Raw genomic sequence first — 26,212 nt, forward strand, 5'->3', positions numbered from 1 at the left:
TCCGCGAGGGCGCCGGGCCGACGGGCGGGGCGCCGTCCTGTGCTCCCGGTCAGGAATGCAAGGTGGGCCGGGCTTGAGCCGCACCTGCCGACGGCAGGGAACAGGGTGGACCCTCGGCCGGACACGTCCTAGACGTCGGTGCGGATCACCACCGCGAGGGTGCGGGGGCCGTGGACGCCCTCCACCCGCTCCAGCTCGATGTCGGAGGTGGCCGACGGACCGCTGATCAGGGTCGTCGGCCGCTCCGGCACCAGCCGGGCCACCGCCTCGGGGACGCCCACGACGACCGAGGACAGGTCGACGACGCACACATGCAGATCGGGGACCAGGGACAGGGCGCGCCGGCCCTGGTCGGCCGAACCGTCCAGGAAGATGGTGCCCGTCTCCGCGCAGGTGACGGCCGAGGCGGTCACCACACCGTCCAGTGCGTCGAGGCTCGGCGCCGGGATGTCGGCGGAGTCCTGCCGCACCTCGCCGTCGTAGGCGGTGAGCCACTGCTCGTCGAGCCCGGCCGGCACTCCGATCCGCCGGGCTCCGCGCTCCCGCAGCACTTCGGCGATCACTTCGGCGGTGCGGTCGCCGGTACTGGGGTACACCTTCGCCTTGTAGTCGACGAGCCGGTGGGTCAGCAGGGCGAGGCGTTCCTCGTCCGGGAGGGTGCGGCCGGTGCGGTAGCCGCGGGGAACCGTGGTGTCGGGCACGGGTGCGAGGGCCAGTGCGTCCCTGATCCGGCCGAGCACCGTGTCGCGGGCGGTCGTCGTCACCGGTCCTCCTCGTGGTCGTGGGCGGTGTGCCGGGCGCCCTCTTCGGCGGCGGCGCCCATCGTTGCCGCGCCCTCGGCCGATGCCATCCAGGAGCGGAAGGTCTGCTTGGGCGGTGCCGGGGTGTCGCGGCTGTCGCTCCAGCCGCTGAGCGGGGCGGGCAGGTGCGAGATCGTGCCGTCGCGTCCGCCGGCGATCCGGCCGAGAGCGGCGGCCTTCTGCGCGGCGGTGAAGAGCATCGGCCGTTTCATCACGCCGGCGGCGGCCTTCATGGCCAGCTTCTCCGCGGTGGTGCCGGACTGTTCGGTGTGCTGGTGGCGCAGCTCGACGAGCATCGACGGGATGTCGATCTTGACGGGGCAGGCGTCGAAGCAGGCGCCGCAGAGGCTGGAGGCGTACGGCAGCGAGCTGTTGGGGTCGCCCTTGGCCGCGTCCATCCCGGCGAGCTGCGGGGTGAGGACCGCGCCGATCGGTCCGGGGTACGTCGATCCGTAGGCATGGCCGCCGGTGCGCTCGTACACGGGACAGACGTTGAGACAGGCCGAGCAGCGGATGCAGTTGAGGGCCTCGCGGCCGATCCTGTCGGCGAGCGCGGCGGTGCGGCCGTTGTCGAGGAGGACCAGGTGGAAGTCCTGCGGCCCGTCGCCGGGTGTGACGCCGGTCCACATCGACGTGTACGGGTTCATGCGCTCGCCCGTCGAGGAGCGCGGCAGCAACTGCAGGAAGACTTCCAGGTCCTGGTAGCGCGGCAGGACCTTCTCGATGCCCATCACGGTGATGAGGGTGTCGGGCAGCGTCAGGCACATCCGGCCGTTGCCCTCCGACTCGACGACGGACAGGGTGCCGGTCTCGGCGATGCCGAAGTTGGCTCCGGAGACGGCCACCTTGGTCGTCATGAACTTCTCGCGCAGATAGGCGCGGGCTGCGGCGGCGAGATGCGCGGGGACGTTGTCGAGGTCCGGGTCGACTCCGGGGATCTCGTCGAGGAAGATCTGCCGGATCTCGTCGCGGTTGCGGTGGATCGCGGGCACCAGGATGTGCGAGGGCTTGTCGTCGGCGAGCTGCACGATGAGCTCGGCCAGGTCGGTCTCGTACGGGGTGATGCCGATGGATTCGAGGTGCTCGTTGAGGCCGATCTCCTGGGTGGCCATCGACTTGACCTTGATGACGTCGCTGCTGCCCGTCGCCCGGACCAGCCGGGCGACGATCTCGTTGGCCTCGGCTCCGTCGCGCGCCCAGTGGACGGTTCCGCCGTGCTCGGTGACCTTCTGCTCCAGCTGCTCCAGGAGTTCGGGGAGCCGGTTCATCGTGTCGGTCTTGATGGCGGATCCGGCGTCGCGCAACTGCTCCCAGTCGGGGAGTTCAGCGGTGACGCCGAGCCGCTTCGTACGGATGGTGCGGGTTGCCTTGCCGAGATTGCGGCGCAGCTGTTCGTCGAGGAGCTCGTCGTGGGCGGCCTCGGGGAACGTGCGGTCGCCGCGCAGGTTTCCCGTTCCGTACGGGGACCGGGGCGGCGTGGCGGGCATGCCGAGGAACGTGCTCATCGGGCGGCCTCCGTCAGGGCGTACGGCGCGGTACGGGTGGATCCGAGGATCTGGGCGAGATGCAGGGTGCGCGTACCGGACCGGATGCGGGAGAGTCCGCCGCCGATGTGCATCAGGCAGGAGGAGTCTCCGGCGGTGCACACGGCGGCGTCCGTGGTGGCGATGTTGCGCATCTTGTCCCGGAGCATCGCGGTGGACGTCTCGGCGTTCTTGACGGCGAAGGTGCCGCCGAAGCCGCAGCAGGAGTCGGCTTCGGGGAGTTCGACCAGATCGATCCCCTCGACGGCGCGCAGGAGCTTCAGCGGCTTGTCGCCGACCCGGAGCATCCGAAGGGAGTGGCAGGTGGGGTGGTACGTCACGCGGTGCGGGAAGTACGCGCCTACCCCGGAGAGGTCGAGGACGTCGACGAGGAACTCCGACAGCTCGTACGTCTTGGACGTGACGGTGCCGACTCCGGCGCGCAGCGAGGCGTCCCCGTACCGCTCGGCGATGATCTCGTGCTGGTGCCTTACGGAACCGGCGCACGATCCGGACGGCATGACGACCGCGTCGATGGACGGGTCCCCGAACTGCTCGGCGAATCTGCGCACCAGCGGGACGGGTTCGCGCTGGTAGCCGGTGTTGACGTGCATCTGGCCGCAGCACGTCTGGCCCGGCGGGAACACCACGTCGTGGCCCAGTCGGGCGAGCAGTACCGCGGTGGATTTCACCGCCTCGGGGAAGAGCGTGTCTCCCAGACAGGTGGCGAAGAGTCCGATGCGCATGGGGCCTCCCCGGTCGTTTATGGTCCGACCATACTAGCCTCGGTCCAAGTGGGGAACCTGGGGCGCGTGGGATACAACGAGCGGGAGAGCCCTCGGGCGGGAGGGCGCGCCGGGAAGGGGCCAGGGCCCGTTTGACGCGTCCACGACCCACTGAACGGACCTGGCCGTCCGTCCTGACCAGGCAAAACGGGCTCAGGAGGTGAGGTTGCGGGGATGTGGGGCAGGAGGTTCGGCAGCCGAATTGGGAGGTTGCTGTGGAGGGCACAGATCTGGAACTGGGCGAACTGCTGGCCGCTGCCGAGGCCGCGCCGCCCGGTGAGTCCGTCGAGGTGGTGGCGCTCGACCTGCAGAAGCGGTTCGGCGCGGAGTGCGTGTCCTTCCTGTTCGTCGACCTCATCGGCGAGCGGCTGGTACGACTGGCCGCGGCCGGCGATGCCGCCGAGGGCCCCGGCGAGCCGGTCAAGTTGCAGGGAAGCGTCTACGACCGTGTCCTGCGGAGCCAGCGCCAGCACGTGGAAACGGACGGGCAGGGCGGCCGGCGCGTCATCACGCCTGTCACCAACCGGGGCGACCGCATCGGCGTCCTGGAGGTGACGTTGCAGGCCGGCGACGACACCGTGCTCCGGCAGGTCCACGACGCGGCCCACGCGCTGGCCTACATCATCGTCACGGACCGCCGTTTCACCGATCTGTACCACCTGGGCCGGCGCACCACCCGGACCAGTCTGGCAGCGGAGATCCAGCATCAGCTGCTTCCCTCCGCCCCCTGCTGCGAGGCGGCAGAGTTCACGCTCGCCGCCGGACTGGTACCGGCCGACGACATCGGTGGCGACACCTACGACTACACCCTCGACCGCGACACCCTGCACCTGTCCATCACCGACGCGATGGGCCACGACACCAATTCCGCCCTGCTGGCCACCTTGCTGGTCGGAGCGCTGCGACAGGCGCGCCGCAGCGGCTGTGACGCCCTCAAGCAGGCCCATCACGCCCACCAGGCCCTGCTCAGTCACAGCAGGGGCCTGGCCACCGGGCAGTTGCTCTGCGTCGATCTCGAAACGGGCCTGTGCGAACTGGTCAACGCCGGCCATCCCCGCCCCCTGCGGATGCGCGACGGCACCGTCGAAGAGGTCGAACTCGCCGTCGACATGCCCTTCGGCGTGGCGGCCCCCACCGGGTATCGCCTCCAGCAGTTCCCTCTGCGTCCAGGAGACCGCCTGGTCCTGCTCACCGACGGCATGCAGGACCGCAGTGCGGCCGCCGTCGACCTGCCCTCGGTCGTCCACGACACCGGCGCGCTGCACCCGCGAGAGGTCGTCCGGAGCCTGACCTGCGCGGTGCTGGACGCCTGCTACGGCAACCTCAAGGACGACGCCACGGTCCTGGTACTGGACTGGCACGGCAATCGCCGCCGAACGGACCGGACCAGACCGGCCCCGCACCGCTGACCCGCAACGGCCCGCTCATCAGGCAGACATCACACAGGAGCGGGGACGGTGCTCGTGCGCACCGTCCCCGCTCCCCCGCTCCCCGTGTCGGGCTATGTCTCGTCCACCAGCGTCCCGTGCAGGCCACGGATGTGTTCCTCGACCAGGTCCGCCGCCTCGCTGCCCCGCCCCTCGCGCACCAGCGCGAGCAGCCGCGTGTGCTGGGCGTTGAGTGCGCCGGCGGTGGCCGGCCAGTCCTCGGTCTCCTCCAGCGCCCGCAGGATCAGCGGACGCACGGACTCGCGCACCGCGGAGGTGAGCGTCGAGGTCAGCGCGTTGCCCGAACTCCCGGCGATCAGCACATGGAAGCGGGTGTCGAGGTCGTTGAACTCGGACACACCCACGTCCGGATCGCCCATGCGTACGAGGAGCTGCTCGACCTCGTCGAGATCCTCGGCCGGCGCGTACCGTGCGGCGGCTTCCCAGCTGGAGCGCTCCAGTACGACGCGCGCCTCGAGCACGTCGTGCAGGCTGTAGCTGCCGAGGGCGAAGTGCAGGCGCAGCAGACGCCCCAGGGCGTCGTCCGGGTTCCGCACGATCCGGGCCCCCGAATCCGGACCCCGGCCCGGCTGCGCGACCAGTACGCCGATGGTCTCCAGCACCCGGAGCGCCTCACGCAGAGCGGAACGGCTGACTCCGAGCACCGGTGCCAGCTCCCGCTCGGGCGGGAGACGGTCGCCCGCCTTGAGCTCTCCGGCGAAGACACGCTCCTCGATGCTCTGGAGCACGAGTTCGTGGGTGCGGGACTGCCGTACGGGTTGCCACTCGACGGGCATCCGCTACTCCCTGCTCCGGTCGATACGCATGATCCGACTATGTCACACAGGGCGTGTGGTCGGACCAAAGACCGAGCGTCGGCGGGAACGCCTCACGCGGCTCCAACGACCTGTTGCGGCAGTGCGTCCGTACCCCGGGCGGGGGTAGGGCGCACTGCCGTCACGTACGTCCGTGAACGGTCAGGCCGTCGCGGGACGCAGCACCACGGGAAGCTCCCGGTAGCCGTTGGCGATGAACGACGCCTGGGGGGCGAGCTGGTCCTCGGGCACGGCGAGCGCGATGTCCGGGAACGCGGCGAACAGCGCCCGGAGCGCGATGTCCGCCTCCATCCGGCCGAGCGGGGCTCCCAGGCAGTAGTGGACACCGTGGCCGAAGGCGAGGTGGTCGGAGGACTCCCGCGCGGCGTCGAACTCGCAGGCGCTGTCTCCGTGGAGAGCGGGGTCACGGCCCGCGGCGCCGAAAGCCAGCAGGATCGCGTCGCCCTTGGCGATCCGGACGTCCCCGAGGTCGATGTCCTCGACGGCGTACCGCAACGGCATGTGCATGATCGGCGATTCGAGGCGGAGGGTCTCCTCCACCACGTCCTCCCAGCCGACCGCGCCGGACCGCAGCAGAGCGAGCTGCTCCGGGTGCGCCACCAGGGCGATGGTGGCCTTGGATATGAGGTTGACCGCCGTCTCCGAGCCGGCGCCGATCATGAGGATCAGGGTGGAGACGAGCTGTTCCTCGTCGAGCTTCGCCTCTCCGTCGCGGGCAGCGATCAGGTCGCTCGTCATGTCCTCGCCCGGCTCGGCGCGCTTGGCCGCGATCAGGGCAGCCATGCAGCCGAACAGGTCACCGTAGTCCGCAGCCGCCTGCTCGGGCGTCGCGGCCGTGTTGAGTGCCGCGTCGATGACCCGGCGCATCCAGGGCCGCATGTCGGCCGGGACGCCGAACAGGTCACAGATGACCTCGGTGGGGATGACGTAGGCGAACCGGGCGCGGAGGTCGACGGTCTCCCCCGGGGCCGTTTCGCTCAGGTCCTTGACCAGCCGGTCGACGAGGTCCTGCACCCGGGGGCGGAGTGCCTCGGTACGGCGCGGGGTGAACGCCGTGGCGATGAGGTTGCGCAGCCGGCGGTGGTCGGAGCCGTAGGAGGTGAAGGCGCTCACCACCCGTACCCAGACGTTCAGGGCCCAGTCCTGGGGTACGCCGTCGAGGGCGGGCCAGTGCAGGCGGGGGTCGCGCGAGACCCTGCGGTCGGCGGCCAGTTCCTTGATGGTGTCGTGCCGCGTCACCGACCAGGCCGTGACCCCACCAGGGAGTTCCACCAGCGTCGCAGACCCCTGGGTGCGGAGACGGGCGGCTTCCGCGTGGAGGTCCGATCCGGTCGGGTCGAGGACGGGGCAGGTTCGGGATTCCATGTCGGTTCTCCTACTGCAGCGACGGGCGGTTGGGGGGAGGTCGCACGGACGGCGTCGAAGCGCACCGGCAGAGCGGTCAGCGAGCGGTGGAACGGGCCGGGACGCCAGGTGAGTTCGCCGGAGCCCACTTCGAGGACCATGTCGGGAAGCCGGTCCAGAAGCATCTCCACGGCGACTTCGGCGATGACACCGGCCGTGTCCCTGGCGGGACAGGCGTGCGGTCCGGCGCCGAAGGCGAGGTGCGAGGTGTTGGCAGCCCGCTGCCCCTCCTCGATGTCCAGCACCGGGTCGGTGTTCGCGGCGGCGTGGCTGATCAGTACGGGGACCCCGGCCCGGATCGCGGTCTCGGCACCGGTGCTCCGGTCGCGGAGCGTGTGGTCGTGGACCGCGTAGACGAAGGAGAAGTTGGACAGCGGCGAGTGGAGCCACAGCACTTCGTTGAGCGCGTCGGCGACGGTGAGGCTGCCGCCCGTCAGGTCGCTGGCGAAGCGGTCGTCGGCGAGCAGCATCATCGTGCCCGTCGCGATCCACGCGGACTGGGGCACCGTTCCCGCCCCGATCAGGACGACGAGCTGGTGGATCATCTCCTCGTCCGAGAGGGCGGAGGGGTGGTCCAGCAGCCAGGTGGTCACGTCCGCACCCGGGCTGGCTCGCTTCATCGCGATCAACTCGCCCAGACACATCGCGAGTTCGCCGCCGCCTGCCTGGGCGACGGCGGGTTCCGCGTCCATCATCCGCACGCAGGCCGCCGCCATCCTGCTGGTGAGCTCGTCGGGGCAGCCGAACAGCTGGGCGAAGACGAGTGCGGGGATCGGATCGGCGTACTGGGAGACGAGGTCGGCCCTGCCCTCGTGCTCGAACCGGTCGATGAGCTGTCCGGCGCTGCGCTGCACGTAGGCCCGCAGCTGATGGGGGTTGACCCTGCCCAGTGCGTCGTCGACCGAGGCCCGCAACCGCAGATGGCGCTCCCCGTCGGCGAACCAGAGGCTGGGCCGCCAGCCCATCATCGGTACGACCTGGTTGTCGGCCGGGACCTTTCCCTCGGCGAGCGCGGTCCAGCGGCGGGCGTCCTTGCTGAAGTACGGGCTGCGCAGCACCTCGAGTGCGGTCTCGTAGCCGGTGATGAGAACGGCTTCGACGCCGGGGGCCAGCTCGACCGGGTGCGCGACGCCTTCCTTCCTCAGCCTTTCGTACGTGGCGTGCGGATCGGCGGCGAACTCCGCCCCGTGGAGGACGGGCAGTCCGGACGCGGGGTCCTGACCGGGTACGGCCTGGTGGGCAGGACAGCCCGGCGGCGGTGATCCCGGGCCGGTGGGCAGCGTTGTCACGACATCTCCTGGTGGCGGGCGAACAGGTACCGGACGAGCTCGATGAGCGCGTTCTTCGCGGATTCGCGGTCTCGGGCGTCGCACATGATGAGGGGCGTCCCGGGATCCAGGTCGAGGGCTTCGCGCAGCTCCTCCTCCGGATACGCCGGGGTGTCGGGGAACCGGTTGAGCGCGACAACGTACGGCAGCCGGTAGCTCTCCACCAGGGCCAGCGCCTCGAAGGACTGGTCGAGGTACCGGGAGTCCCCGAGGACGAGCGCGCCGTAGGCGCCGCGGGCGAGGTCCTGCCAGATCTGGGCGAAGCGCTGCTGCCCCGGCGTGCCGAAGAGGTACAGGGCGAGATCGTCCGCGAGCGTCACCCTGCCGAAGTCCAGGGCGACGGTGGTGGTGGTCTTCTGCGGGACACCGCTGTTGTCGTCGACCGTCGCACCGGCCTGCGTCATGAGTTCCTCGGTGCGCAACGGCTCGATCTCGCTGACGGCACCGATCAGGGTGGTCTTGCCCACGCCGAAGGGGCCGACGACCATGAGTTTGGCCGTCAGCTGCACCGTGTCGCGGACGTAGATGCCGTCAAAGAGCCTGGAGGCCATGCAGCAACTTCTCCAAGATGTGTGCGGTGGTGGGAGCCGCCGCTTCGCCGGATTCCGGGGACTGCGCGTCGGCGGTCTGGGCGGTACGGGTGACGACGTGCCCGGAGTCGAGCAGGTCGCCGAGGACGATGCGGGTGATGGTGAGCGGCTGGCCCAGATGGCCGGCGACCTCGATGACGGACAGGTAGCCGCCGCGACACAGCTCGACCACTGCCAGCTGTTCCGGCAGCAGGCCTGCGACCGACCTGCCCGGGACGGTGGTCACCATCGTGATCACGTCCAGGACATGGGTGTTGCGGGTGGGGCGCGCCCGTCCCTGGGTGAGGACGAACGAGCGCACCAGATCGCGCCTGCGCCGCGGGGTCACGTCGGGCTGCCGACGTCCTGGCGCGGTGAACTGCCCATCTCACGGCCGAGCTGGTCGACCACCTCGTGCATCCGGTAGGCGACCTGTCCGACGTCGGCGGCGCCCGAGGTCGCCACCGACAGATAGGTCGAGTCCCCCGCGTGGATGGTGATGACGAAGCCCCCGTCGAACTCGACGAGGCTCTGCCGCCAGGAGTCGGCGGGGGCGCGGCAGAACATCGCGGTGGCGCTGCTGGTGGCCTGCACACCGGAGAGCGCGGCGGCTATGCGGTCGGCCTGGTCCCGGCCGAGTCCCGGTGAGAAGGCCATCACGAGGCCGTCGGCGGCGACCAGGATCGCGTCGTACACCTCGGGCTGGTCGAGTACTTGCTTGAGCATCCAGGCATCGCGGTTCTGGGTCATGCCTCGGGGGTCCCCTCGCTGGTCGGGCGGTGGTCGTGGGCTGCGGCGTGGCTGCCGCGGAGGAAGGCGTCGAGCGGGGCGGCGGCCTCGCGCGGGCTGCGGCGGGCGGTCGCCCGGGCTGGATCGGCGGGCGCCGGCGCCGGAGTTGCCGCCTGGGCTGCGGGCTGCCTGGTCCGTTTGGGCAGGCCACCGGCCGTGGTCGCCCTCATGGGCGCCGCCACCGCCGGCTCACCGGCCTGCCGGGGCAGGACCGGCGCAGGGACGGGCCGGGCCGGAGCGGGCCTCGATGCGGACGGGGCGTCGGTGAGCAGCGCGGACGGGATGTTGACGACGGCCCGTACCCCGCCGAAGGCCGACGCGGAGTCCACGGACACCGCGAAGCCGTAGCGCCGCGCCAGGGAGCCGCAGGCGGCCAGACCGAAACGCGGCGGGCTGCCGAGACCGGCGACGCCGAGCGCGTCGTCGTGCAGCAGACGGGACGCCTTCTCACGTTCGGCCGCGTTCAGTCCGACACCGGCGTCCTCGATCACGACGGCGACTCCGCCGTGGGTGAGCTGGACGTGGACCTGGACGGGGGTGCTCGGGTTCGACGAACGCGTCGCGTTCTCCAACAGTTCGGCGAGCGTCACGACGAGCGCCTCGACGGCTCGGCCCGACACGGCACGGGAGTCCTCGATCCGCACGATGTGCACACGCCGGTAGTCCAGGATCCGCCCGACGGCTCCGCGTACGACGTCGTGCAGCGGTGTCGCGTTGTGCTGGCGTCCCGGCCAGGCCTTGCAGATCACGGCCATGCCCACGGCGCGGCGCAGGATCTGGGCGTTGGTGTGGTCGATGTCCATCAGATCCTGGAGGAACTCCGGCGCGTCGTGGCGCTGGTTCATCTCAGTGATCTTCATCTGCTGGTTGTTGGCCAGCCCCTGGAGCTTGCGGGCCACCGCCAGCAGGAGTCCCTGGGAGGACTGCTCGGCGTCGGCCGCCACGTCGCGGTAGACGGCGAGCACCCCGTCGTGGGCGCGGGCGAACGGCGAACCGGCCAGTTCGGGGTGCAGGAGCCCGGGTATCTCCCCCGGCCTGCCCTGCGACAGAACGTCCTTCAGAGCGGGCAGTCGCCGTTCGAGCAGATGCCGGGTCTCTTCCTCATGGGCACGCAGGGTGCGTTCGAGGAAGGCGATGCGCTCGGCGCGAAGGGCGGCGGAGTTGCGGTAACGCAGCGCCAGGATCCCGGTGGCCATCATGGCCGCGGCCAGAAGCCAGGCGGTCACGGCAGGCAGAGACAGTGTCATCAGTTCCTCGGGCGGAGGCGGGTGGATGGGGTAAGAGGCCGTCTCCCGCGCCCTGCGCGATGGCGAATACTGCGGCGCTGCAGGGCAGTTCTCGGGCGTCGGCACCAACGGCGCAGGGGCCGGGGAGAGATCCCGCCGGGTCGTTCCGGCGATGCCCGTGCGGGGGCAAGCGGAATACCTCGGGGCGGGCCATCACGGCATCTTCCTGGGCGGCGTGTCCAACGGGCGGTGGGTGCGACGCAGGGTCGCCAGCCACTCGGAGCAACGCGTCCGGAACGCTTCGTGACTACGTCCAAGGATGCTCACCCCACGGCATCGACCGCAACACGACTGGGCAAAAACATCAAAGAAATGATCACAGTAGGGGTTCAACTCGCCACACTGCGCCACATGTCGGACGGGTCGATGAGACGCCGTTCCGCTCGCAGCCGAAGCCGCCCGGCGGTGAGCGGTGCCGCGGGCGCGCTCATCGGACACGTCGGCCGCGAGAAGTGACCACGGCCACCCTGTGGGTTTCATACGATTCTCACCCGGTGCGCCTACGGTGCTCCTCGTGACCCAGACGACCCCGCCCGGCTGGCATCCAGACCCCGGGTACTCAGGAATCGGCCCCCGCCAGGAACGCTGGTGGGACGGAAGCCGGTGGACCGACCAGCTCCGCATACCGCCCGCGGCCGTCCGGCGCCGCCGGATACGCATCGGCGCCGGCATCGCCGCCGGTGTCGTCGTGCTCGCCGCTGTCGGCGGCGGCGCCTATCTGCTGGGGGACGACTCCGGCGACCGGTCCGACAGCTCCGCCGCGTCCCCCGCGCCCGCACCGTCGGACAGCCCCGACCGTCCTGGCGCACCCGGTGGCGGCGAGGACGGCGGCAGCGGGCAGAACCCCGGCGAGCAGGTCCCGACCGAGGAGGGCTACGCGACCGACCTGGCCAGCGGAATCAGCATCCCCGTGCCCGACGGCTGGACCGGCCAGTCCGGTCCGGTCGGTGCCGGAGTGACCACCGGGGCGTACACCTGCCCCGGCGACGAGAGCCAGAAGTGCGTGCGCGGCGGCGTGTTCTCCGCCCCCGCACAGGCCCTGAAGAACGAGGCGACGACGGCGAAGGCCGCAGCGGAGAAGGACATCACGGCCAACTCCGAGGAGTCGTACGGCGAGGAGATCTACGGAGGGATCACCTCGCACCAGCAGCTCAGGTCCGAGGCGGTCACGGTGGCCGGCCAGAAGGGCTACCTGGTGCGCTGGAAGGTGGTGACGAAGAACGGCGACGACGGGTACGTCCAGTCCCTCGCGTTCCCCTCCCCCAACATCAAGGACATGATCGTCCTGGTCCGCTCCGGTTTCGACGTCAACGCCAAGGCGCCGAAGCTCTCCGTCATGGACGACATCTCCAAGGGCATCAAGGCCGCGACGGGAACGGGTTCCGGCTCCGGTCAGGGGGCCTGAGACCGGTCCCGAACAGCGCGGAGGCCGTACCGGTAGGCCCCGGTACGGCCTCCGCGCTCCTGTGCGCGCCCCGGGCCGTACGGCTCCGTCCGCCCGCCCGGGTTCACCGGATCCACCAGATGACCGTGCCGCCGACGACGAGGGCGAGACAGATGCCGAGGTTGGTGCGCCGGTAGGCGAGAAAGATCGCGACGAACTCACGGATCATCGCGCTGGGCCAGAAGTACGAGGCTGTCGGAGAGCCCACCACGTGGCCTCTCACACCGACCTGCCGCGATGTCATCGCCGCACGGAACACGTGGTAGTTGTTCGTGACGATCACGCAGCGGTAGTCCGGATTCGCCTTCTCCATGATCGATTTGCTGAACCTGAGGTTCTCCTCGGTCGATGCCGAGCGGTCCTCACGTTCGATCAGTTCCGCCGGAAACCCGCGCTCCACAAGGTAGTCGCCCATCGCGTGCGCCTCCGGCAGTTCCTCGTCCGGCCCCTGACCGCCCGAGGTGAGAAGCACCGGCCGCCTCCCTCGCACGGAGAGCCTGGCGTGGACGTCACGGGCCCGTTCGAGACGGCTTGCCAGGAGCGGGGGCACCGAGGAGCCGCCCACGAGTCCCGAGCCGAGGACCACCACGTAGTCGGCCTTGCGGCGAACGTGCAGACGCCCGTACAGGAACGCGTAGGAGATGAAGCAGAGGAAGAGGAACGCGACGTATCCCGCCAGGGCGACGGCCGTCCCCGCCACGGCCAGCAAGGTGCGGGTGCGGAGGACCCACGCGACAACCAGTAGCGCGAGCAGCCCCACCAGCGCGACCCCTCCCATCAGCGACAGGAGGTTCGCCGGGCTTCGCCCTTCCTTGCGGATCATGGTCACACCGTTGGACACCAGGAATCCGGCCAGGACGATGATGCCCAACACCGCGAGGACCAGGAGCCCGACGATGACCGATCTACCCAACCGGGCATCGTCCCGGGTGAGTTCGACCAGCCAGGCGGCCAGCGCGAACACGCCTGCGAGGCCCAGGAACACGGCGTTGCTGAACCGGCGGCGATCCCGCAACACGCCGACGCAGAAAGCAAGGAAGAACAGGACAGCGGGAGCGTAGACCACCATGCGCACATGGTAAGCCGGGGGGAAGGCGTCAACGGGGTCGGCCGGCCCGCAAAGGTGCTGGTCCGCGCGGGTGGGAACGGTATCTGCGGTGAGGGGCGGCCGAGTTGGCCCGGCAGGTGGAAACGATGCCGGCGCAGGTGATCACGGCAGGGGCCGACGTGGCCGGGCCGGCACTGCGGGGCCGGCGGACGGACATCTCCGCCGGCCCCGGTCCGGGCATGAGGTGGCTCTTAGAAGTAGTGCTTACGCCTGCCGACCGAGCGTCCGCTCGCGCCGAGGATCCACAGGACCGCACCGACCACCACGAGGATGCCACCGACCGTCGTCAGCAACGAGACACCGACCAGCATGCCGATGAGGAGCAATATGACGCCAAGTATGATCATTTCGATTCCGATCTTCATGTCTGCTTCGGTGCGTACGGGCTCCGTGCTCGACAGGCCCGCAGCACCCTGTTCTTGTCAGCCGCACAACCGGCGCCACGTGGCATCTCGGCCGTCGCGCGATCGGCGGTTGCAGGACGTTTGTCGTGCTCCCCCCGTGTGCCCTGCTCCCCGCCTCCCATGCACGCACAGTTCGCCGGCCCGGTGCGGTACCGTCCCGGGCCTGTTTCCGGGTGGGCGTCCCGCACCACTCGGCCGGGAGCCGACCGGGCACCCGCCGGGGAGGGGTGCGGAGGAGTAGGGGCACGTCGCTCCAGCGGGGAGGGGTGCGGAGGAGTAGGGGCACGTCGCTCCAGCGGGGAGGGGTGCGGAGGAGCAGGGGCACGTCGCTCCAGCGGGGAGGGGTGCGGAGGAGCAGGGGTACGTCGCTCTAGCGGTGAGGAAGCTCGGCGGAGTGGGGCCCCGCCTCGGCCACTGCTTCGCAGAACGCGGCCAGCCCCGTGGCCAGGGCGTCGCGCGTGTCGGGTGTCATGCGGCTCATCGTCAGGCGCAGGGCCCGCTCGCGGCGGCGCCGGATCTCGCGCAGGTGCGCGGTGCCGGCGTCGGTGAGCTCCAACCCCGTCTCACGGCGGTCGTCGGGGCGAGGGGTCCTGCGCAGGAACCCGGCGGCCTGCAGCCGGTCGCAGAGGCGGGTGGCCGAGGGAGCGCCCACGGCGAGATGACGCCGGAGCGTGCTCAGGTTGATCCCGGGCTCACGCTCGATGATGTACATCACCCGGATCTGCGCAGTGGATACGGGTGCGGTGCTCAGGATGTCGCGGCTCTGCTCCCAGGCGCTTTCGAGGAGTTCCAGTACGTGGCTGATCTCAGGCACGCCCATGGGCGTCTGCGGCTGGAGGCGAACGGGGTCCTCGCGCATGTGACACTCCCGGTGGAGCACCGTGTGCTCGTTGCGGCTGGTCGTTGTGGGCAGGCGCACGAAGAAGACTAGGTCAAGGAAAGCAGGTCCGGAACCGGTGGAGAGACCCTGGGCGGTCGAGCGCGTCCTGCGTGAGGCCGCGCCGCACGAGATCTTCGACGCACTCCGCGCTCTCATCGAACGTCGGCACCGTGCGGTGTCGGTGGAACTCCTGATGGCCGACTACGCCATGACCGAGCTGCAGCTGGTGCGTGTCCTGCCTCACACCGCTCCTCCGATCCCGCTGCGCGGCACGGCTGCGGGCCACGCTTTCACGGCCCAGGAGCCTCACTGTGCCATTGGCCCCTCGTCCACGGTAACGGTCTTCGTGCCCGTCAGCGTTCGCGGTGACCGGCTCGGGGTGCTGAGCGTCTGCCTGCCGGCCGATGACGCACGCATCCGCGAAGACGTACGGCAAGAGCTGCAGGAGAGCGCCGACGCCCTCGCACACGAGATCGTGGTCGCCGAGCGCGACACGGATCTTTTCCTCCGGGCCCGCCGGACCGAACGTCTGACCCTGGCCGCGGAGATGCAGTGGCAACTGCTCCCGGGACGCTCGTGCTCCCGGCCGGAGTACAGCATCGGCGCCCAGCTCGAGCCCGCCTACGCCATCTTCGGCGACAGCTTCGACTGGTCGACCTCCGCCGACGACCTCGTCCTCACCGTCAGCAACGGCATGGGCGAGGGGATCGACGCCGCCCTGCTCACCAATCTCGCGGTGAACGCGCTGCGCAACGCCCGACGGGCGGGCCTGGACCTGGTCGGCCAAGCCCTTCTCGCCGACCAGGCGGTCTACGGCCGGCACCAGGGGCACCAGTACCTTTCCACCCTGCTGCTCCGCTTCCACCTCCCGACCGGGAACGTGGAGATCATCGACGCCGGATCGCCGCGCATCTGGCGGCTTCGCGCAGGCGTGGTCGAGCCGGTCGAGTTGGACCCGCAGATCCCCCTGGGGATGTTCGAGGACTCCGTCTACGCCCCTGAGCACTTCGCCGTCGAGCCCGGCGACCGGCTGCTGTTCATCAGCGACGGGGTCTACGACGCCCTGTCCCCCGCAGGTGAGAAATACAGCCTCCACGCCCTGGCGAGGGCGATCACTCGCACGGGTCGACTGCCCGCTTCACAAGTCCCCCGGGCGATGTTGGAGGAGTTGCTCGGACACCGGGGGCCCGGCCCGGTAGCGGACGACTCCCTTGTGGTGTGTCTGGATTGGCACGGTCGACCGGAAGCTGTCTGACGGACGCCGGCTTGAGCTGCTTCCCCATGAAGGACAGATGACACTCCCTCCGTGGCCCTCCTGTGAAGGTTCGGGCACCGTGGCGTGAATTGCGTGCGCGACATGGCACTTTCGGGCGATGACGGGCGGAGGTCAGGTTGCCATGCGGGAGAGGCGTGCGAGATGGTTGCCGTAAGGTAATTGTTTTTTCGTCCAGTTGGAAGGTGGTGCGGCCCACCGTAGGCGGGCTCCCCTTCATGGCTTCTACCGAGGGAAACTCCGTTACGAAAGCTGAGCAGCGCCCCTTGTCCGGAATCTGGGACCTGGCCCCCTACCCCGTGATCGTGGCCGACCAGGTCGGCGCCGTCGCCATGGTGAATCCGGCCGCGGTCGGCCTCCTGGGCGACGTGCTGCCGGGGACACGCATGGAGGAGGCAGTTCCGGACTGGCTGGCGCGGGCCCATCATGAGGCCGTGGTGCGCGCTCGGTTGCCTGCGCAGAGCTCTCAGGGAGCAGTGGCTCCTCCCCCGGTTTCCGGACGGATCGCGGCGCAGAGCTTCGAGGCCCGTCCCGCTTGGGGCCAGGACGGGAACGTGGTGTGGTGGCTGGTCGACGACACCGACCGGCGGCTCGCCGAGGAAGCGCTCACCGCTGAGCGGGAGCGCACCGCGTTCCTCGCGGAGGCTTCCAATGTGCTGCTGGCTTCGCTGAACACGGACCGGTGCATGCGCGCCACCGCTCGACTCGCCGCGGAGTATCTGGCCGACGTCGCGGTGGTCGTGGCCCCCGCATCCGGGCAGAAGCTGCCCGTCGCGCACGCCGTCCCGGGCCACGAGGTCACCCGCGCCCTCATCGCCGCGGACGCTGCGCAGGTGCCGGGTCTCAGCGAAGCGCTGCAAGGGTTTCCGCCCGTACCGTCCCGGTGGATCGACCCCGCCACTCTGCCCGACTGGGTGCTTCCCGCGGACTTCACCGGGACGATCGGGTCGGTCGTGGTCACTCCGCTGCCCGGCCACGGTGTGCCCGCCGGGGCCCTGATCCTGCTGCGCGGCACGGCGCAGAGCGGATTCACGGAGACGGAGGAGGTCTTCGCCCGGCTCTTCGCCGCCCGGGCCGGCGCCGCTCTCTCGGCGGCCCGGCTCTATGCCGAGCAGAACGACATCACGCAGACGCTCATGCGGGACCTGCTGCCGCCCCAGCTCCACCGCATGAACGGCGTCGAGTTCGCCGGCGCCTACCAGCCCGCCGGCGACAGGGAACGGGTGGGCGGCGACTTCTACGACGTCCACCCCGGCAGCAGCCACTCCGAAGCCTCCCTCGTCATTCTCGGCGACGTCTGCGGCAAGGGCCTGGACGCGGCCGTCCTGACCGGCAAGATCCGCAACACCATGCAGGCGCTCATGCCGATGGCGGAGGATCACGAACGGATGCTGCAGCTCCTCAACGGCGCACTCCTCAACTCCCACCACACGCGCTTCGCGACCATGGTCATGGCCTCCGTCCAGCGCACGGACAACCAGGTCCGGCTGCGTCTCACGTCGGCCGGCCATCCTGCCCCGCTGCTGGTGCGGACCGACGGCAGCGTCGAGGAGATCCAGACCCGCGGCACCCTGATCGGCGCCCTCCCGCACATCGAGGCCGAATCCGTCGAGGCGGTCCTCCTCCCCGGGGAGACGTGCCTGCTCTACACCGACGGCATCACCGAGGCCCGGGGCGGACCGCTCGGCGACGAGATGTTCGGCGAAGCGCGCCTGAAGCGGGCGCTGTCGCAGTGCGCCGACATGCCCGGCGAGGCCGTCGTCGAGCACATTCAGATGCTGGCCGCACAGTGGCTGCGCAGCGGCCGCCACGACGACATGGCGGTCGTGGCGATCACCGCACCCCGCACCACGCACCTGAGCGCGGTGAACGGCCACACTCGGGGCAGGTACACCGCATGAACGTGATGACCGAGCAGAGCCGCGAACTCCGGACGATACGGGACGAACTGTGGGCGGCCGTGACCCGCCGCGACGAGCACAGGGCCGTGGAGATCGTGTTCGCCGCCCTGGACAACGGGTGGGAGACCGAGAAGGCCCTGCTGGACCTCATCGCACCGGTGCAGGCAAAGGTCGGCTCCGAGTGGGCGGCCAACCGGCTCACCGTCGCGCAGGAACACGCCGCGAGCGCCATCACCGAGCGCGTCATCGCCGCCCTCGCCCACCGCCCCGCGGCCCGGACCTCGCCCGGACTCGGCCGTGTCACGGTCGCTTGCGTGGACCAGGAATGGCACGTCCTCCCCGCCCGCCTCCTCGCCGAGGTCCTCACTCTCCGGGGCTGGCAGGTCGACTTCCTCGGCGCCCAGGTGCCCACCCCGCACCTCATCGCCCACCTGCACAGCAGCGGAGCCGACGCCGTGGCCCTCTCCTCCACCCTGCCCACCCGGTTGCCCGCGGCTCACGCCGCGATCAGCGCGTGCAAGGCGGTCGGCGTACCTGTCCTGGCCGGCGGTGCCGCCTTCGGACCCGACGGCCGCTACGCCCGCAGACTGGGCGCCAACGCCTGGGCCGCCGACGCGCGGGGCGGAGCGCAGCAGCTCGCGGACGGGATCCCCATGCACAGCCTCACCGAGGGCCGCCAGCAGTTCGACGACCTTCCGCACCTCGCCGACCAGGAGTACACCATGGTCGCCCGCGCGCAGGGCCGGCTCGTCAAGCAGGTGCTGGCGCACCTGGAGGAGCGCGTTCCCGCCATGGTGACCTACACCGATCAGCAACGTGAACGAACCGCCGAGGACGTCGCCCACATCGTCGAGTTCCTGGCCGGGTCCCTCTACGTCGACGACGACGACCTGTTCACCACCTTCATGACCTGGACCGCGGGCATCCTCTCCGCCCGCAAGGTCCCCGCCCGGTCCCTGGGTCCCGCCCTGGACGCCCTTGCCGCCGAGCTCAAGGACTTCCCCCGTGCCACGCGGCTGCTGAACCAGGCACAACTCGCCCTCGACGGCGCCGTCACCACCACCGGCCGACATTCCGGAGCCCTCGCATGACCGCACAGCCCAGCCGGCCCTTCACCCTCATCGTTGAAGCAGGGACGGGCACCGCACGGCTCCATCTCGTCGGCGACCTCGACTACGACACCAGTGGCGAGCTCACCCGTCAGGCCGACGCCTGCCTGACCGAGTTCCCCGACCTGCGCGAACTGCACCTCGACTGCGCAGGGCTCCGGCTGTGCGACTCCATGGGCGTCTCCGCTCTCCTGATGGTCCACCGCCGAACCAGCGCCCGGAATGTAGCCCTCCATCTTCACAACCCGCCGCCCTTCCTGGAACGCGTCCTCGACCTCACGGGCATCCGAAAGCTCTTCGTGCAGGCGCCCCCGTCCCAGCAGGACGAGCAGACACACACGAACGAAGCCGCGCCCACCTCACGTCCGCCAACCTCTCCCTCGCACAGACCCACTGTCTGACCGGACATCGTCCTGCCGGCTGCCGCCTGCGCTCCTCCCGGGACGGCACCGGATGAGTTAGCCACCGCCCTATCAGGGCAGGAGCAGTTCACCGGAGCAAAGCTTCACGGCGAAGGGGATTCAGAACATGAGTCAGCCGCACACCACGAGGGAACGGCGGACCGGGCACGCCCGGCGCACCACATGTCCGGCCACGGCTGCGCAGGCACGCGACGACCTGCGCGAGTTCTTCTCGGAGCTGTCGCCCGCCCCCACCGGGGAGTGCGTCGACAACGCGGTTCTGGTGACCTCCGAGCTGGTCACGAACGCGCTGCGGCACGCGGGGGGTCTCACCGCGATGAGCCTGGCCGCAGACCGGATGACGCTGGAGATCGTCGTGCGGGACCCCAGCGAGGAACCACCGCGCGAGCGCCCGCCGGACCTGAGCGGGGGCGGGGGCGGGTTCGGCTGGCCCTTGGTCCGCCTTCTCGCCCGCACGGTCACGGTCAACCCCTCCGGGCAAGGCGGCAAGTGTGTACGCGCCGTCCTCAGTCGTTGACGCGACCCGCCAAGCGTTGCGGGGCGCGGGACAGCGAACCCGACGAGGTGCGTAACCGAGGTACGGTCCGCCAACGGCCCCCAGGAAATCAAAAGACCGCACCGGAGTCACTCCGATACGGCCTCTGACCTGCGACTCTTACGAGTCGGGACGACAGGATTTGAACCTGCGACCCCTTGACCCCCAGTCAAGTGCGCTACCAAGCTGCGCCACGTCCCGTTGCCCGTCTGACCTGGTCTTTTCCCCTGGCCGAACGCGCATGAGAACAATACCGCACTTGGAAGGGTGGTCACGAACCCGTTTCCGGTCCTTGACCTCAACCATGCTTGATGTTCAACGCGGGGCGGTATGACGAACACGACTCCGCCGCGCCGGTCCACGGGTACGGCGACCTGAACCGGTTGATGGGCCTGATGACGGGCGACGAGAAGAACGGGCCCGCCGCGACCTCCACCCTGGACGCCCTCCGGGTGCTGTACGACCGGGTGCTGCGGGTCTCGCCCGCCCGCCACCGTCGACGCCCCCGACCGCGACCGGCTCCTGCTCTCGAAGGGCCAGGGGCCGATGGCGTACTACGCCGTGCTGGCCGCACGCGGCTTCTTCGGCGAGGAGCTCCTGCCCGGCTTCGGGTCGTACGACTCACCGCTCGGGCACCACCCCGACCGGCTGCTGGTACCGGGGGCCGAGATCGGCAGCGGGTCCCTCAGGCACGGGCTCCCCCTGGCCGTGGGCAGCGTGCTGGGCCTCCGCGCGCAAGGGCTGACCGACCGGCGCGTATGGGTCCTGACCGGGGATGCAGAGCTGGACGAGGGCAGCGATCACGAGGCGATCGCCTACGTGGGCCCCGCCGGCCTGGAGCAGCTCCCCACCCTGGTGATCGACAACGCCTCCGCGTCCCACGCCAGACCTGGGGGCATCGCCGCACGGTTCGAGGCCACCGGCTGGTCGGTCCTGGCCCTGGACGGCCGGGACCACGAGGCGCTGTACGACGCCTTCACCGCGCCGCACCCCGGCAGGCCCCACTCCGCGATCGCCCGTGCGGCACCCAAGCGCTGAACGGCGGCCTTCGAAGCAGGGCGACCGAAACAGGACAACGGAGACCTATCCCATGGACACCATGGGTGACCGGTTCATCGCCACCACCTCGCGGCTGCTGGACGAGGACCCCCGCCTCGCCCTGGTACTCGCCGAAATCAGCCGGGACGGCTTCGACCGGGCCGAGCGGACGCACCCGGACCGGGTGGTCAACGTGGGGATCAGGGAACAGCTCCTCATCGGGGCGGGAGCCGGAATGGCCCTGACCGGGATGCGGCCGCTCATGCGCACCTTCGCCGGCTTTCTGGTGGAGCGACCCTTCGAGCAGGTGAAGCCGGACCTGGGGCACCGGGGGGTCGGTGGTGTGCTGATCAGCGCCGGGGCCGCGTACGACTGGCCGGCCGGGGGCTTCACCCACATGTCGCCGGGCGACGTCGCCCTCCTGGACACGCTCGACGGCTGGACGGTGCACGTGCCGGGCCACCCGGACGAGGCCGAGGTGCTCGTGCGGCAGGCAGTCGCGGCGGACGGCCGCGTGTACGTACACCTCTCCCTCCAGTCCGACGGGAAGGGCCGCCCCGTCGGCGGGACCGGCTTCGGCACGGTCCGGGAGGAACGGGCGGCGTGATGATCGCCGTGGGACCGTTGCTCGACAACGTGCCGGCGGCGACGCAGGACCTGGATGTGACCGTGCTGTACGCGACCACGGTGCGGCCCTTCGACGCGGCGGGACTGCCCCGGGCGGCAGGCGCGGGCCCCGCCGCCGGTGTCGTGGTCGTCGAGCCCTACCTGGCGGGTACGTCCGTCCACGGCTGCGGCGGGCGACGCACTCCTCGACCTGCTCCACCGCGTCCTCGGGCTCGGGGTGGGCCGGGCCGAGCTGCGCACATACGGACAGCCGGCGGAACACCTGGTGTCGCACGGCCTGGATCCTCGCGGCCTGCGGCAGCGGATCACGGCGTTCCTGAGGCCCTGAGTGACCCTCAGCCGCCGGGAACGGGCGGCACGCTCAGCTCCGGGTGGGCGTCGAGCAGCTTGCGCGGGGCGGCCTGCCGCCAGGAGTCGGTGAGGACGGCGGTCAGCTCGGCCGCGTCCTCCAGCGCGGCGAGGCGCACCCGCAGCCAGGCGTAGTTGTCGTCGTGGCCCTCGCGGACGAAGAACTTCTCCGGCTCGGAGGCGATCAGCTCGGCCCGGTCCTCGACCGGGCACTTCACACCCATGGTCGTGTCGTCGTCGCCCAGCGCGGCGAAGATCTTGCCCGCCACTCTGAAGGTGGGCTGGCCCCAGGCGAGCTTCTCGGCCGTGTCGGGCAGGGTCAGTGCGATGGTGCGTACATCGTCGGCGGTGGTGGTCATCGACGGTCCCCGTTCCGGTGAGCTCCAGCGGCTGCGGTCCGTCCGACCGTAGCGCCCGGCACCGACAACCACGGGACGTCCCACCGGGCGCTGTCGACCCATTGACCCCGCCGAAGACGTGAACCTAATCTGAACAACGCACTCCAGAAAGCGCTTTCTACACCCCACAGTCGGCTTCAACCGCACAGGGAGCGCCCAATGAGCAGCCGCCCGTTATTACGGAGCAGTCCCGCGTCCCGCGCCCTCCCCCCGCCCGTCATCGCCCTCACCGCGCTTCTGACGCTGATCCTCGGTCTGCTCGTGGCCTCGCCGCCAAGAGCCCAGGCAGCGCCGTTCCGCGTGCTGGTGTACTCCGAGGTCACGAACATCACCCACGACTCGATTCCCGCCGGGATCGAAGCGGTGAGGAGACTCGGCGCCGAGAACGGATTCGAGGTCGAGGCGACGGGTGACTCGGCCGTCTTCAACGACACCGATCTGGGCCGCTTCGAGGCGGTCGTGTTCAACAACACCAACTCCACACCGGAGAAAGGTGACTTGCTGACCGCCGATGAGCGCGCCGCACTGCAGAAGTACATCCGGGCGGGTGGCGGCTGGGTCGGTCTGCACGCCGCGTCCGCCAGTGAGCGCGACTGGGACTGGTACGAGGGTCTCGTCGGCGCCGTCTTCGACCGGCACCCGGCGGTGCAGACCGGCCGCGTCAAGGTCCTCGACCACGCGCACCCCTCCACCCAGGACCTTCCCGACCTCTGGGAACGTACCGAGGAGTGGTACAACTGGCGCACCAATCCGACCTCGAAGGTGCACACACTCGCGCAGATCAAGGTGCGCGACGGCATCGACGGCCTCGACGAGGGTGTGGACCATCCGTGGTCCTGGTGCCAGAACTACGACGGCGGCCGTTCCTGGTTCACCGCGGGCGGCCATGCGGCCTCGGCCTTCCAGGAGGAGGGCTTCGTCAAGCACCTGCTGGGCGGCATCGAATGGGCCGCGGGCGCCAAGGAGGGTGACTGCACGGCCACCCGGACGGGCTCGTTCCAGCGCACTTCGCTGGCCACCGGCGATCTCGCCGACCCCTTCGAACTGGCCGTGGCCCCCGACCGACGGGTGTTCTTCGCCCAGCGCACCGGAAAGCTCAAGGTCATCGACCAGGAGACCATGAAGGTGTCCACGGCGCTGGACTTCGCGTACACACCGGAGATGACCAGTCAGTCGGACGGACTCATCGGCCTCACGCTCGACCCCGGGTTCGCCGAGAACGACTGGCTCTACCTGCTGCATTCCGACAGGACGGAGAAGCGGCTGAACCTCTCCCGCTTCACCGTCTCGGGGAACACCGTCGATCCGTCGTCCGAGAAGCGTCTGCTGACCATTCCGACCTTGCGGGGCGAAGGCAGGGCCAACTCCCACCTGGCCGGTTCGCTGACCTTCGACAAGGCCGGCAATCTTTACGCGGCGACGGGCGACAACACCGACCCGTTCGCTTCCGACGGCTTCGCGCCCATCGACGAGGGCCAAGGCCGCCGCGCCTGGGACGCACAGGGCACCTCCGGCAACACGAACGACCTGCGGGGCAAGGTTCTCCGGATCACCCCCCAGGACGACGGCACGTACACCGTGCCCGAGGGCAATCTCTTCGCACCGGGCACGGAGAGGACCCGCCCGGAGATCTACGCGATGGGCATGCGCAATCCGTTCCGGATCACGACGGACCCGCTGAGCGGCGCGCTGATGGTTGCGGACCACGGTCCCGACGCCCGGCAGGCCGTCGCGGGACGCGGGCCCGAGGGGACGGTCGAGTACACCCGGATCACCGAGGCGGGGAACTTCGGCTGGCCGTACTGCACGGGCGACAACGCCCCTTTCAATGACTACGACTTCACGACGAAGACCTCGGGTCCGGCCTTCGACTGCGACGCGCTCGTCAACGACTCGCCGAACAACACGGGTCTGCGCGAACTGCCGCCCGCCCAGCCGGCCACCGTCTCGTACGGCTACTCCGCCTCCCCCGAGTTCCCGGATCTCGGCACCGGCGGCGGAGGCCCGATGAGCGGTCCCGTCTACGACTTCGACCCGAAGAACACCTACCGCACCAAGTTCCCCACGTACTTCGAGGGGAAGTGGCTCACCTACGAGCTGACCCGCCGCTGGTTCAAGACGTTCTCCTTCCAGCGGGAGGGGCAGACCTTCTCGGATCCGAGGTTCGCTCCCGTCGCGGCCGGCGATCTCCAGTCCATCAACGGTGTCTTCGCGGACATGGAGTGGAACCAGCCGTTCGACGCCGACTTCGGCCCCGACGGGGCGCTGTACGTCATCGACTTCGGGCGCGGCAGCGGTACGGGCCGTGGGGGCAGCAACGAGGGTGCGGGCATCTACCGCATCGACTATGTCGGTGACGGCCGGCTGCCCGAAGCGAAGGTCACCACCGACCGTGACAACGGCTCCGCGCCCCTGACCGTCGCGTTCTCCAGCGCCGGATCCGGACTCCCGGGGGAGCAACCGGTCACGTACGCCTGGGACTTCGACGGCAACGGCAGCACCGACTCGACGGAAGCGAACCCCTCGTACACCTACCGGACCAAGGGCCTGTTCACGGCGCGCCTCACGGTCACCGGCCCGGGCGGTCTGACGGCGCTCGTGGTCCAGGACATCACCGTAGGCAACAGCAGACCGCAGGTGACGATCCAACAGCCGCCGGACGGGGGGATGTTCACCTTCGGCGACACCATTCCCTTCACCGTGAAGGTGAAGGACGAGGAGGACGACCGGGACGCGCCGATCGACTGCTCACGGGTCGTGGTGCGGTCCCAGCTCGGCCACGACACGCATCTGCACCCTCTCGACAACTACACGGGGTGCACGGGTGAGATCGTCACGGATGCCGGTGACAGCCACGGTCCGGGACGGAACCTCTACTACGGGATCACCGCGCAGTACACGGACAAGGGTGCCGCGGACTCCCCCGCGCTCACCGGCTCGACATCACTGACGCTGCGCACCGCGTTCCGGGAGGCCGAGCACGTCACCTCGACCGGAGGCACGCACGACGGTGCGGTCGTCGCCGACCGGACGGACGCCTCGGGCGGCAAGCGGCTGACGGAGATCGAGGACGGCGACTGGGTCGCCTTCGATCCGGTGAACCTCAGGAACATCACGTCGGTGACGGTCGGTGCGGCTTCCGGCGGCCTCGGCGGGACGGTCGAATTCCGGGCCGGTTCACCGGACGGCCGGATGCTCGGCTCCGTGACCGTCCCGAACACCGGCGGCTGGGGCACGGTCGTGTCGCCGACGACCGCCCTCGAGAACCCCGGCAGCAGCACGAAGCTGTACGCCGTGTTCACCAACTCCGGGTGGAGCAGTGAGAAGGCCGATCTGTTCGCGGTCGACTGGCTGCATTTCAACGGCTCCGGCGTGGAGAAGAGGCCCGGTACGAAGGTCGGCGTGAAGGCTGCCCCGGCCGACGGTGGCGCGCCCCTCGCGGTGTCGCTGAGCAGTGTGGTCCAGCCGGTGAGCGGGCGCACGATCGCCTCGTACCACTGGCACTTCGGTGACAACACGGATCCGGCAGCCCCGGAGGGCGCGACCGCCACGCACACCTATGCCCGGGCGGGTGAATACACCGCGCACCTGACGGTGACCGACGACAAGGGCGACGCCAGCACCGGATCGGTCCGGATCGACGTGAGTGGAGGGGAGTGACGGCATGAACGGCACACGAAGAGCGTTTCTCGGTCCGTCCCCGGGCGTCGCCGCGGCCGCAGCAGTGGGTACGGGAACGGCGTCGGCCGCTCCGGCCGGCTGCCGCAGGCGCCTCCCCCCGTCCGGCATCGGCATGCACCTGTACACGATGCGCACGCCGCCGGCCACGGACTTCGGGGGCACCCTGGAACAGCTCGCTCGCCGAGATCGGCTACGCCACGGTCGGGGTGAGCGGTCGTCACGGGAACCGTTCGCGTGCGGTCCGCGTCGAGGGCGAGGTCGTCCTGCGCGCCGGTACGGGCAGGCCGCCGGCGGGAT

22 protein-coding genes, 1 tRNA gene and 3 pseudogenes are annotated in these 26,212 nt (G+C 70.2%); 11 read left to right on the plus strand and 15 right to left on the minus strand.

Going from position 1 to position 26,212, the window contains the following annotated elements:
* Window positions 1-128: 128 nt before the first annotated feature.
* From OG844_RS14050 to OG844_RS14060, 3 genes are read right to left on the minus strand one after another with little or no spacing between them, the layout of a single operon-like run.
* Complete coding sequence (locus OG844_RS14050; RefSeq protein ID WP_406390357.1) at window positions 129-764, minus strand: lactate utilization protein C; 636 nt, start codon at window positions 762-764, stop codon at window positions 129-131.
* Complete coding sequence (locus OG844_RS14055; protein WP_406390359.1) at window positions 761-2,305, minus strand: lactate utilization protein B; 1,545 nt, start codon at window positions 2,303-2,305, stop codon at window positions 761-763. The genes OG844_RS14050 and OG844_RS14055 overlap by 4 nt, the downstream gene beginning before the upstream one ends.
* Entirely contained in the window at window positions 2,302-3,069 is a 768-nt protein-coding gene (locus tag OG844_RS14060) for a (Fe-S)-binding protein (protein ID WP_406390360.1), read from the minus strand. Before OG844_RS14060 ends, OG844_RS14055 begins: the two co-directional genes overlap by 4 nt.
* A gap of 254 nt (window positions 3,070-3,323) precedes the next feature.
* Between OG844_RS14060 and OG844_RS14065 the strand changes: the two genes are divergently transcribed.
* Entirely contained in the window at window positions 3,324-4,517 is a 1,194-nt protein-coding gene (locus OG844_RS14065) for a PP2C family protein-serine/threonine phosphatase (protein WP_406390362.1), read from the plus strand.
* A 92-nt stretch (window positions 4,518-4,609) separates the two neighbouring features.
* On the opposite strand, the gene OG844_RS14070 is transcribed toward OG844_RS14065, so the two are convergent.
* The 7 genes from OG844_RS14070 to OG844_RS14100 form a co-directional block, all read right to left on the minus strand.
* On the minus strand, window positions 4,610-5,332 hold the full coding sequence (locus OG844_RS14070; protein WP_406390364.1) for a FadR/GntR family transcriptional regulator: 723 nt from the start codon (window positions 5,330-5,332) through the stop codon (window positions 4,610-4,612).
* 180 nt (window positions 5,333-5,512) lie between these two features.
* Window positions 5,513-6,610 carry a cytochrome P450 gene (locus OG844_RS14075; protein WP_406390366.1) on the minus strand — a complete coding sequence of 366 codons (1,098 nt, stop codon included), beginning with the start codon at window positions 6,608-6,610 and terminating at the stop codon, window positions 5,513-5,515.
* Window positions 6,607-8,064 (minus strand): cytochrome P450, encoded by a 1,458-nt coding sequence (locus OG844_RS14080; protein WP_406390367.1) that lies wholly within the window; start codon window positions 8,062-8,064, stop codon window positions 6,607-6,609. Before OG844_RS14080 ends, OG844_RS14075 begins: the two co-directional genes overlap by 4 nt.
* Window positions 8,061-8,654: a GTP-binding protein gene (locus tag OG844_RS14085; RefSeq protein ID WP_406390368.1), complete on the minus strand. Its 594-nt coding sequence runs from the start codon at window positions 8,652-8,654 to the stop codon at window positions 8,061-8,063. Before OG844_RS14085 ends, OG844_RS14080 begins: the two co-directional genes overlap by 4 nt.
* Window positions 8,635-9,021 carry a DUF742 domain-containing protein gene (locus OG844_RS14090; protein WP_406390369.1) on the minus strand — a complete coding sequence of 129 codons (387 nt, stop codon included), beginning with the start codon at window positions 9,019-9,021 and terminating at the stop codon, window positions 8,635-8,637. The genes OG844_RS14085 and OG844_RS14090 overlap by 20 nt, the downstream gene beginning before the upstream one ends.
* Window positions 9,018-9,422: a roadblock/LC7 domain-containing protein gene (locus tag OG844_RS14095; protein ID WP_351181611.1), complete on the minus strand. Its 405-nt coding sequence runs from the start codon at window positions 9,420-9,422 to the stop codon at window positions 9,018-9,020. The genes OG844_RS14090 and OG844_RS14095 overlap by 4 nt, the downstream gene beginning before the upstream one ends.
* On the minus strand, window positions 9,419-10,708 hold the full coding sequence (locus tag OG844_RS14100) for an ATP-binding protein (protein ID WP_406390371.1): 1,290 nt from the start codon (window positions 10,706-10,708) through the stop codon (window positions 9,419-9,421). Before OG844_RS14100 ends, OG844_RS14095 begins: the two co-directional genes overlap by 4 nt.
* Window positions 10,709-11,261: 553 nt before the next feature.
* Between OG844_RS14100 and OG844_RS14105 the strand changes: the two genes are divergently transcribed.
* The gene (locus OG844_RS14105; protein WP_406390372.1) at window positions 11,262-12,152 is read left to right on the plus strand and encodes a DUF2510 domain-containing protein; all 891 of its coding nucleotides are present in this window, start codon (window positions 11,262-11,264) and stop codon (window positions 12,150-12,152) included.
* Between the two features lie 103 nt (window positions 12,153-12,255).
* On the opposite strand, the gene OG844_RS14110 is transcribed toward OG844_RS14105, so the two are convergent.
* The 3 genes from OG844_RS14110 to OG844_RS14120 form a co-directional block, all read right to left on the minus strand.
* Window positions 12,256-13,260 carry a YdcF family protein gene (locus OG844_RS14110; protein ID WP_406390374.1) on the minus strand — a complete coding sequence of 335 codons (1,005 nt, stop codon included), beginning with the start codon at window positions 13,258-13,260 and terminating at the stop codon, window positions 12,256-12,258.
* A gap of 230 nt (window positions 13,261-13,490) precedes the next feature.
* Window positions 13,491-13,646 carry a hypothetical protein gene (locus tag OG844_RS14115; RefSeq protein ID WP_406390376.1) on the minus strand — a complete coding sequence of 52 codons (156 nt, stop codon included), beginning with the start codon at window positions 13,644-13,646 and terminating at the stop codon, window positions 13,491-13,493.
* Between the two features lie 427 nt (window positions 13,647-14,073).
* Entirely contained in the window at window positions 14,074-14,562 is a 489-nt protein-coding gene (locus OG844_RS14120) for a MarR family winged helix-turn-helix transcriptional regulator (protein ID WP_406390377.1), read from the minus strand.
* 97 nt (window positions 14,563-14,659) lie between these two features.
* Between OG844_RS14120 and OG844_RS14125 the strand changes: the two genes are divergently transcribed.
* The 5 genes from OG844_RS14125 to OG844_RS14145 all read left to right on the plus strand — a co-directional run bounded on the left by OG844_RS14125 (window position 14,660) and on the right by OG844_RS14145 (window position 19,805).
* Complete coding sequence (locus tag OG844_RS14125) at window positions 14,660-15,838, plus strand: PP2C family protein-serine/threonine phosphatase (RefSeq protein WP_406390378.1); 1,179 nt, start codon at window positions 14,660-14,662, stop codon at window positions 15,836-15,838.
* 236 nt (window positions 15,839-16,074) lie between these two features.
* Complete coding sequence (locus OG844_RS14130) at window positions 16,075-17,757, plus strand: SpoIIE family protein phosphatase (protein WP_406390379.1); 1,683 nt, start codon at window positions 16,075-16,077, stop codon at window positions 17,755-17,757.
* A 5-nt stretch (window positions 17,758-17,762) separates the two neighbouring features.
* Complete coding sequence (locus tag OG844_RS14135) at window positions 17,763-18,848, plus strand: B12-binding domain-containing protein (protein WP_406396123.1); 1,086 nt, start codon at window positions 17,763-17,765, stop codon at window positions 18,846-18,848.
* Complete coding sequence (locus tag OG844_RS14140) at window positions 18,845-19,267, plus strand: STAS domain-containing protein (RefSeq protein ID WP_406390381.1); 423 nt, start codon at window positions 18,845-18,847, stop codon at window positions 19,265-19,267. Before OG844_RS14135 ends, OG844_RS14140 begins: the two co-directional genes overlap by 4 nt.
* Before the next feature lie 127 nt (window positions 19,268-19,394).
* Window positions 19,395-19,805 (plus strand): ATP-binding protein, encoded by a 411-nt coding sequence (locus OG844_RS14145; protein ID WP_406390383.1) that lies wholly within the window; start codon window positions 19,395-19,397, stop codon window positions 19,803-19,805.
* Between the two features lie 145 nt (window positions 19,806-19,950).
* Here the strand turns inward: OG844_RS14145 and OG844_RS14150 are convergent.
* Window positions 19,951-20,024, minus strand: a tRNA-Pro gene (locus OG844_RS14150).
* A 129-nt stretch (window positions 20,025-20,153) separates the two neighbouring features.
* Here OG844_RS14150 and OG844_RS14155 point away from each other — a divergent pair.
* A pseudogene (locus OG844_RS14155) lies at window positions 20,154-20,861 on the plus strand (transketolase).
* 52 nt (window positions 20,862-20,913) lie between these two features.
* Window positions 20,914-21,816 (plus strand): annotated as a pseudogene (locus OG844_RS14160) (transketolase).
* 7 nt (window positions 21,817-21,823) lie between these two features.
* Here the strand turns inward: OG844_RS14160 and OG844_RS14165 are convergent.
* Window positions 21,824-22,195 (minus strand): MmcQ/YjbR family DNA-binding protein, encoded by a 372-nt coding sequence (locus OG844_RS14165; RefSeq protein WP_406390385.1) that lies wholly within the window; start codon window positions 22,193-22,195, stop codon window positions 21,824-21,826.
* Window positions 22,196-22,393: 198 nt separating this feature from the next.
* Here OG844_RS14165 and OG844_RS14170 point away from each other — a divergent pair, with 198 nt between their 5' ends.
* Window positions 22,394-25,894: a ThuA domain-containing protein gene (locus OG844_RS14170; protein ID WP_406390387.1), complete on the plus strand. Its 3,501-nt coding sequence runs from the start codon at window positions 22,394-22,396 to the stop codon at window positions 25,892-25,894.
* A gap of 4 nt (window positions 25,895-25,898) precedes the next feature.
* A pseudogene (locus tag OG844_RS14175) lies at window positions 25,899-26,160 on the plus strand (sugar phosphate isomerase/epimerase); the annotation flags it as partial.
* Window positions 26,161-26,212 lie beyond the last annotated feature (52 nt).

The organism is Streptomyces sp. NBC_00887 (assembly GCF_045207585.1).

Bases quoted from the DNA above. Each gene is read 5' to 3' on its own strand.
- OG844_RS14055 (WP_406390359.1), bottom strand. From the start codon at position 2,305: ATGAGCACGTTCCTCGGCATGCCCGCCACGCCGCCCCGGTCCCCGTAC.
- OG844_RS14060 (WP_406390360.1), bottom strand. From the start codon at position 3,069: ATGCGCATCGGACTCTTCGCCACCTGTCTGGGAGACACGCTCTTCCCC.
- OG844_RS14070 (WP_406390364.1), bottom strand. From the start codon at position 5,332: ATGCCCGTCGAGTGGCAACCCGTACGGCAGTCCCGCACCCACGAACTC.
- OG844_RS14085 (WP_406390368.1), bottom strand. From the start codon at position 8,654: ATGGCCTCCAGGCTCTTTGACGGCATCTACGTCCGCGACACGGTGCAG.
- OG844_RS14095 (WP_351181611.1), bottom strand. From the start codon at position 9,422: ATGACCCAGAACCGCGATGCCTGGATGCTCAAGCAAGTACTCGACCAG.
- OG844_RS14100 (WP_406390371.1), bottom strand. From the start codon at position 10,708: ATGACACTGTCTCTGCCTGCCGTGACCGCCTGGCTTCTGGCCGCGGCC.
- OG844_RS14110 (WP_406390374.1), bottom strand. From the start codon at position 13,260: ATGGTGGTCTACGCTCCCGCTGTCCTGTTCTTCCTTGCTTTCTGCGTC.
- OG844_RS14115 (WP_406390376.1), bottom strand. From the start codon at position 13,646: ATGATCATACTTGGCGTCATATTGCTCCTCATCGGCATGCTGGTCGGT.
- OG844_RS14120 (WP_406390377.1), bottom strand. From the start codon at position 14,562: ATGCGCGAGGACCCCGTTCGCCTCCAGCCGCAGACGCCCATGGGCGTG.
- OG844_RS14130 (WP_406390379.1), top strand. From the start codon at position 16,075: ATGGCTTCTACCGAGGGAAACTCCGTTACGAAAGCTGAGCAGCGCCCC.
- OG844_RS14135 (WP_406396123.1), top strand. From the start codon at position 17,763: ATGACCGAGCAGAGCCGCGAACTCCGGACGATACGGGACGAACTGTGG.
- OG844_RS14140 (WP_406390381.1), top strand. From the start codon at position 18,845: ATGACCGCACAGCCCAGCCGGCCCTTCACCCTCATCGTTGAAGCAGGG.
- OG844_RS14145 (WP_406390383.1), top strand. From the start codon at position 19,395: ATGAGTCAGCCGCACACCACGAGGGAACGGCGGACCGGGCACGCCCGG.
- OG844_RS14165 (WP_406390385.1), bottom strand. From the start codon at position 22,195: ATGACCACCACCGCCGACGATGTACGCACCATCGCACTGACCCTGCCC.
- OG844_RS14170 (WP_406390387.1), top strand. From the start codon at position 22,394: ATGAGCAGCCGCCCGTTATTACGGAGCAGTCCCGCGTCCCGCGCCCTC.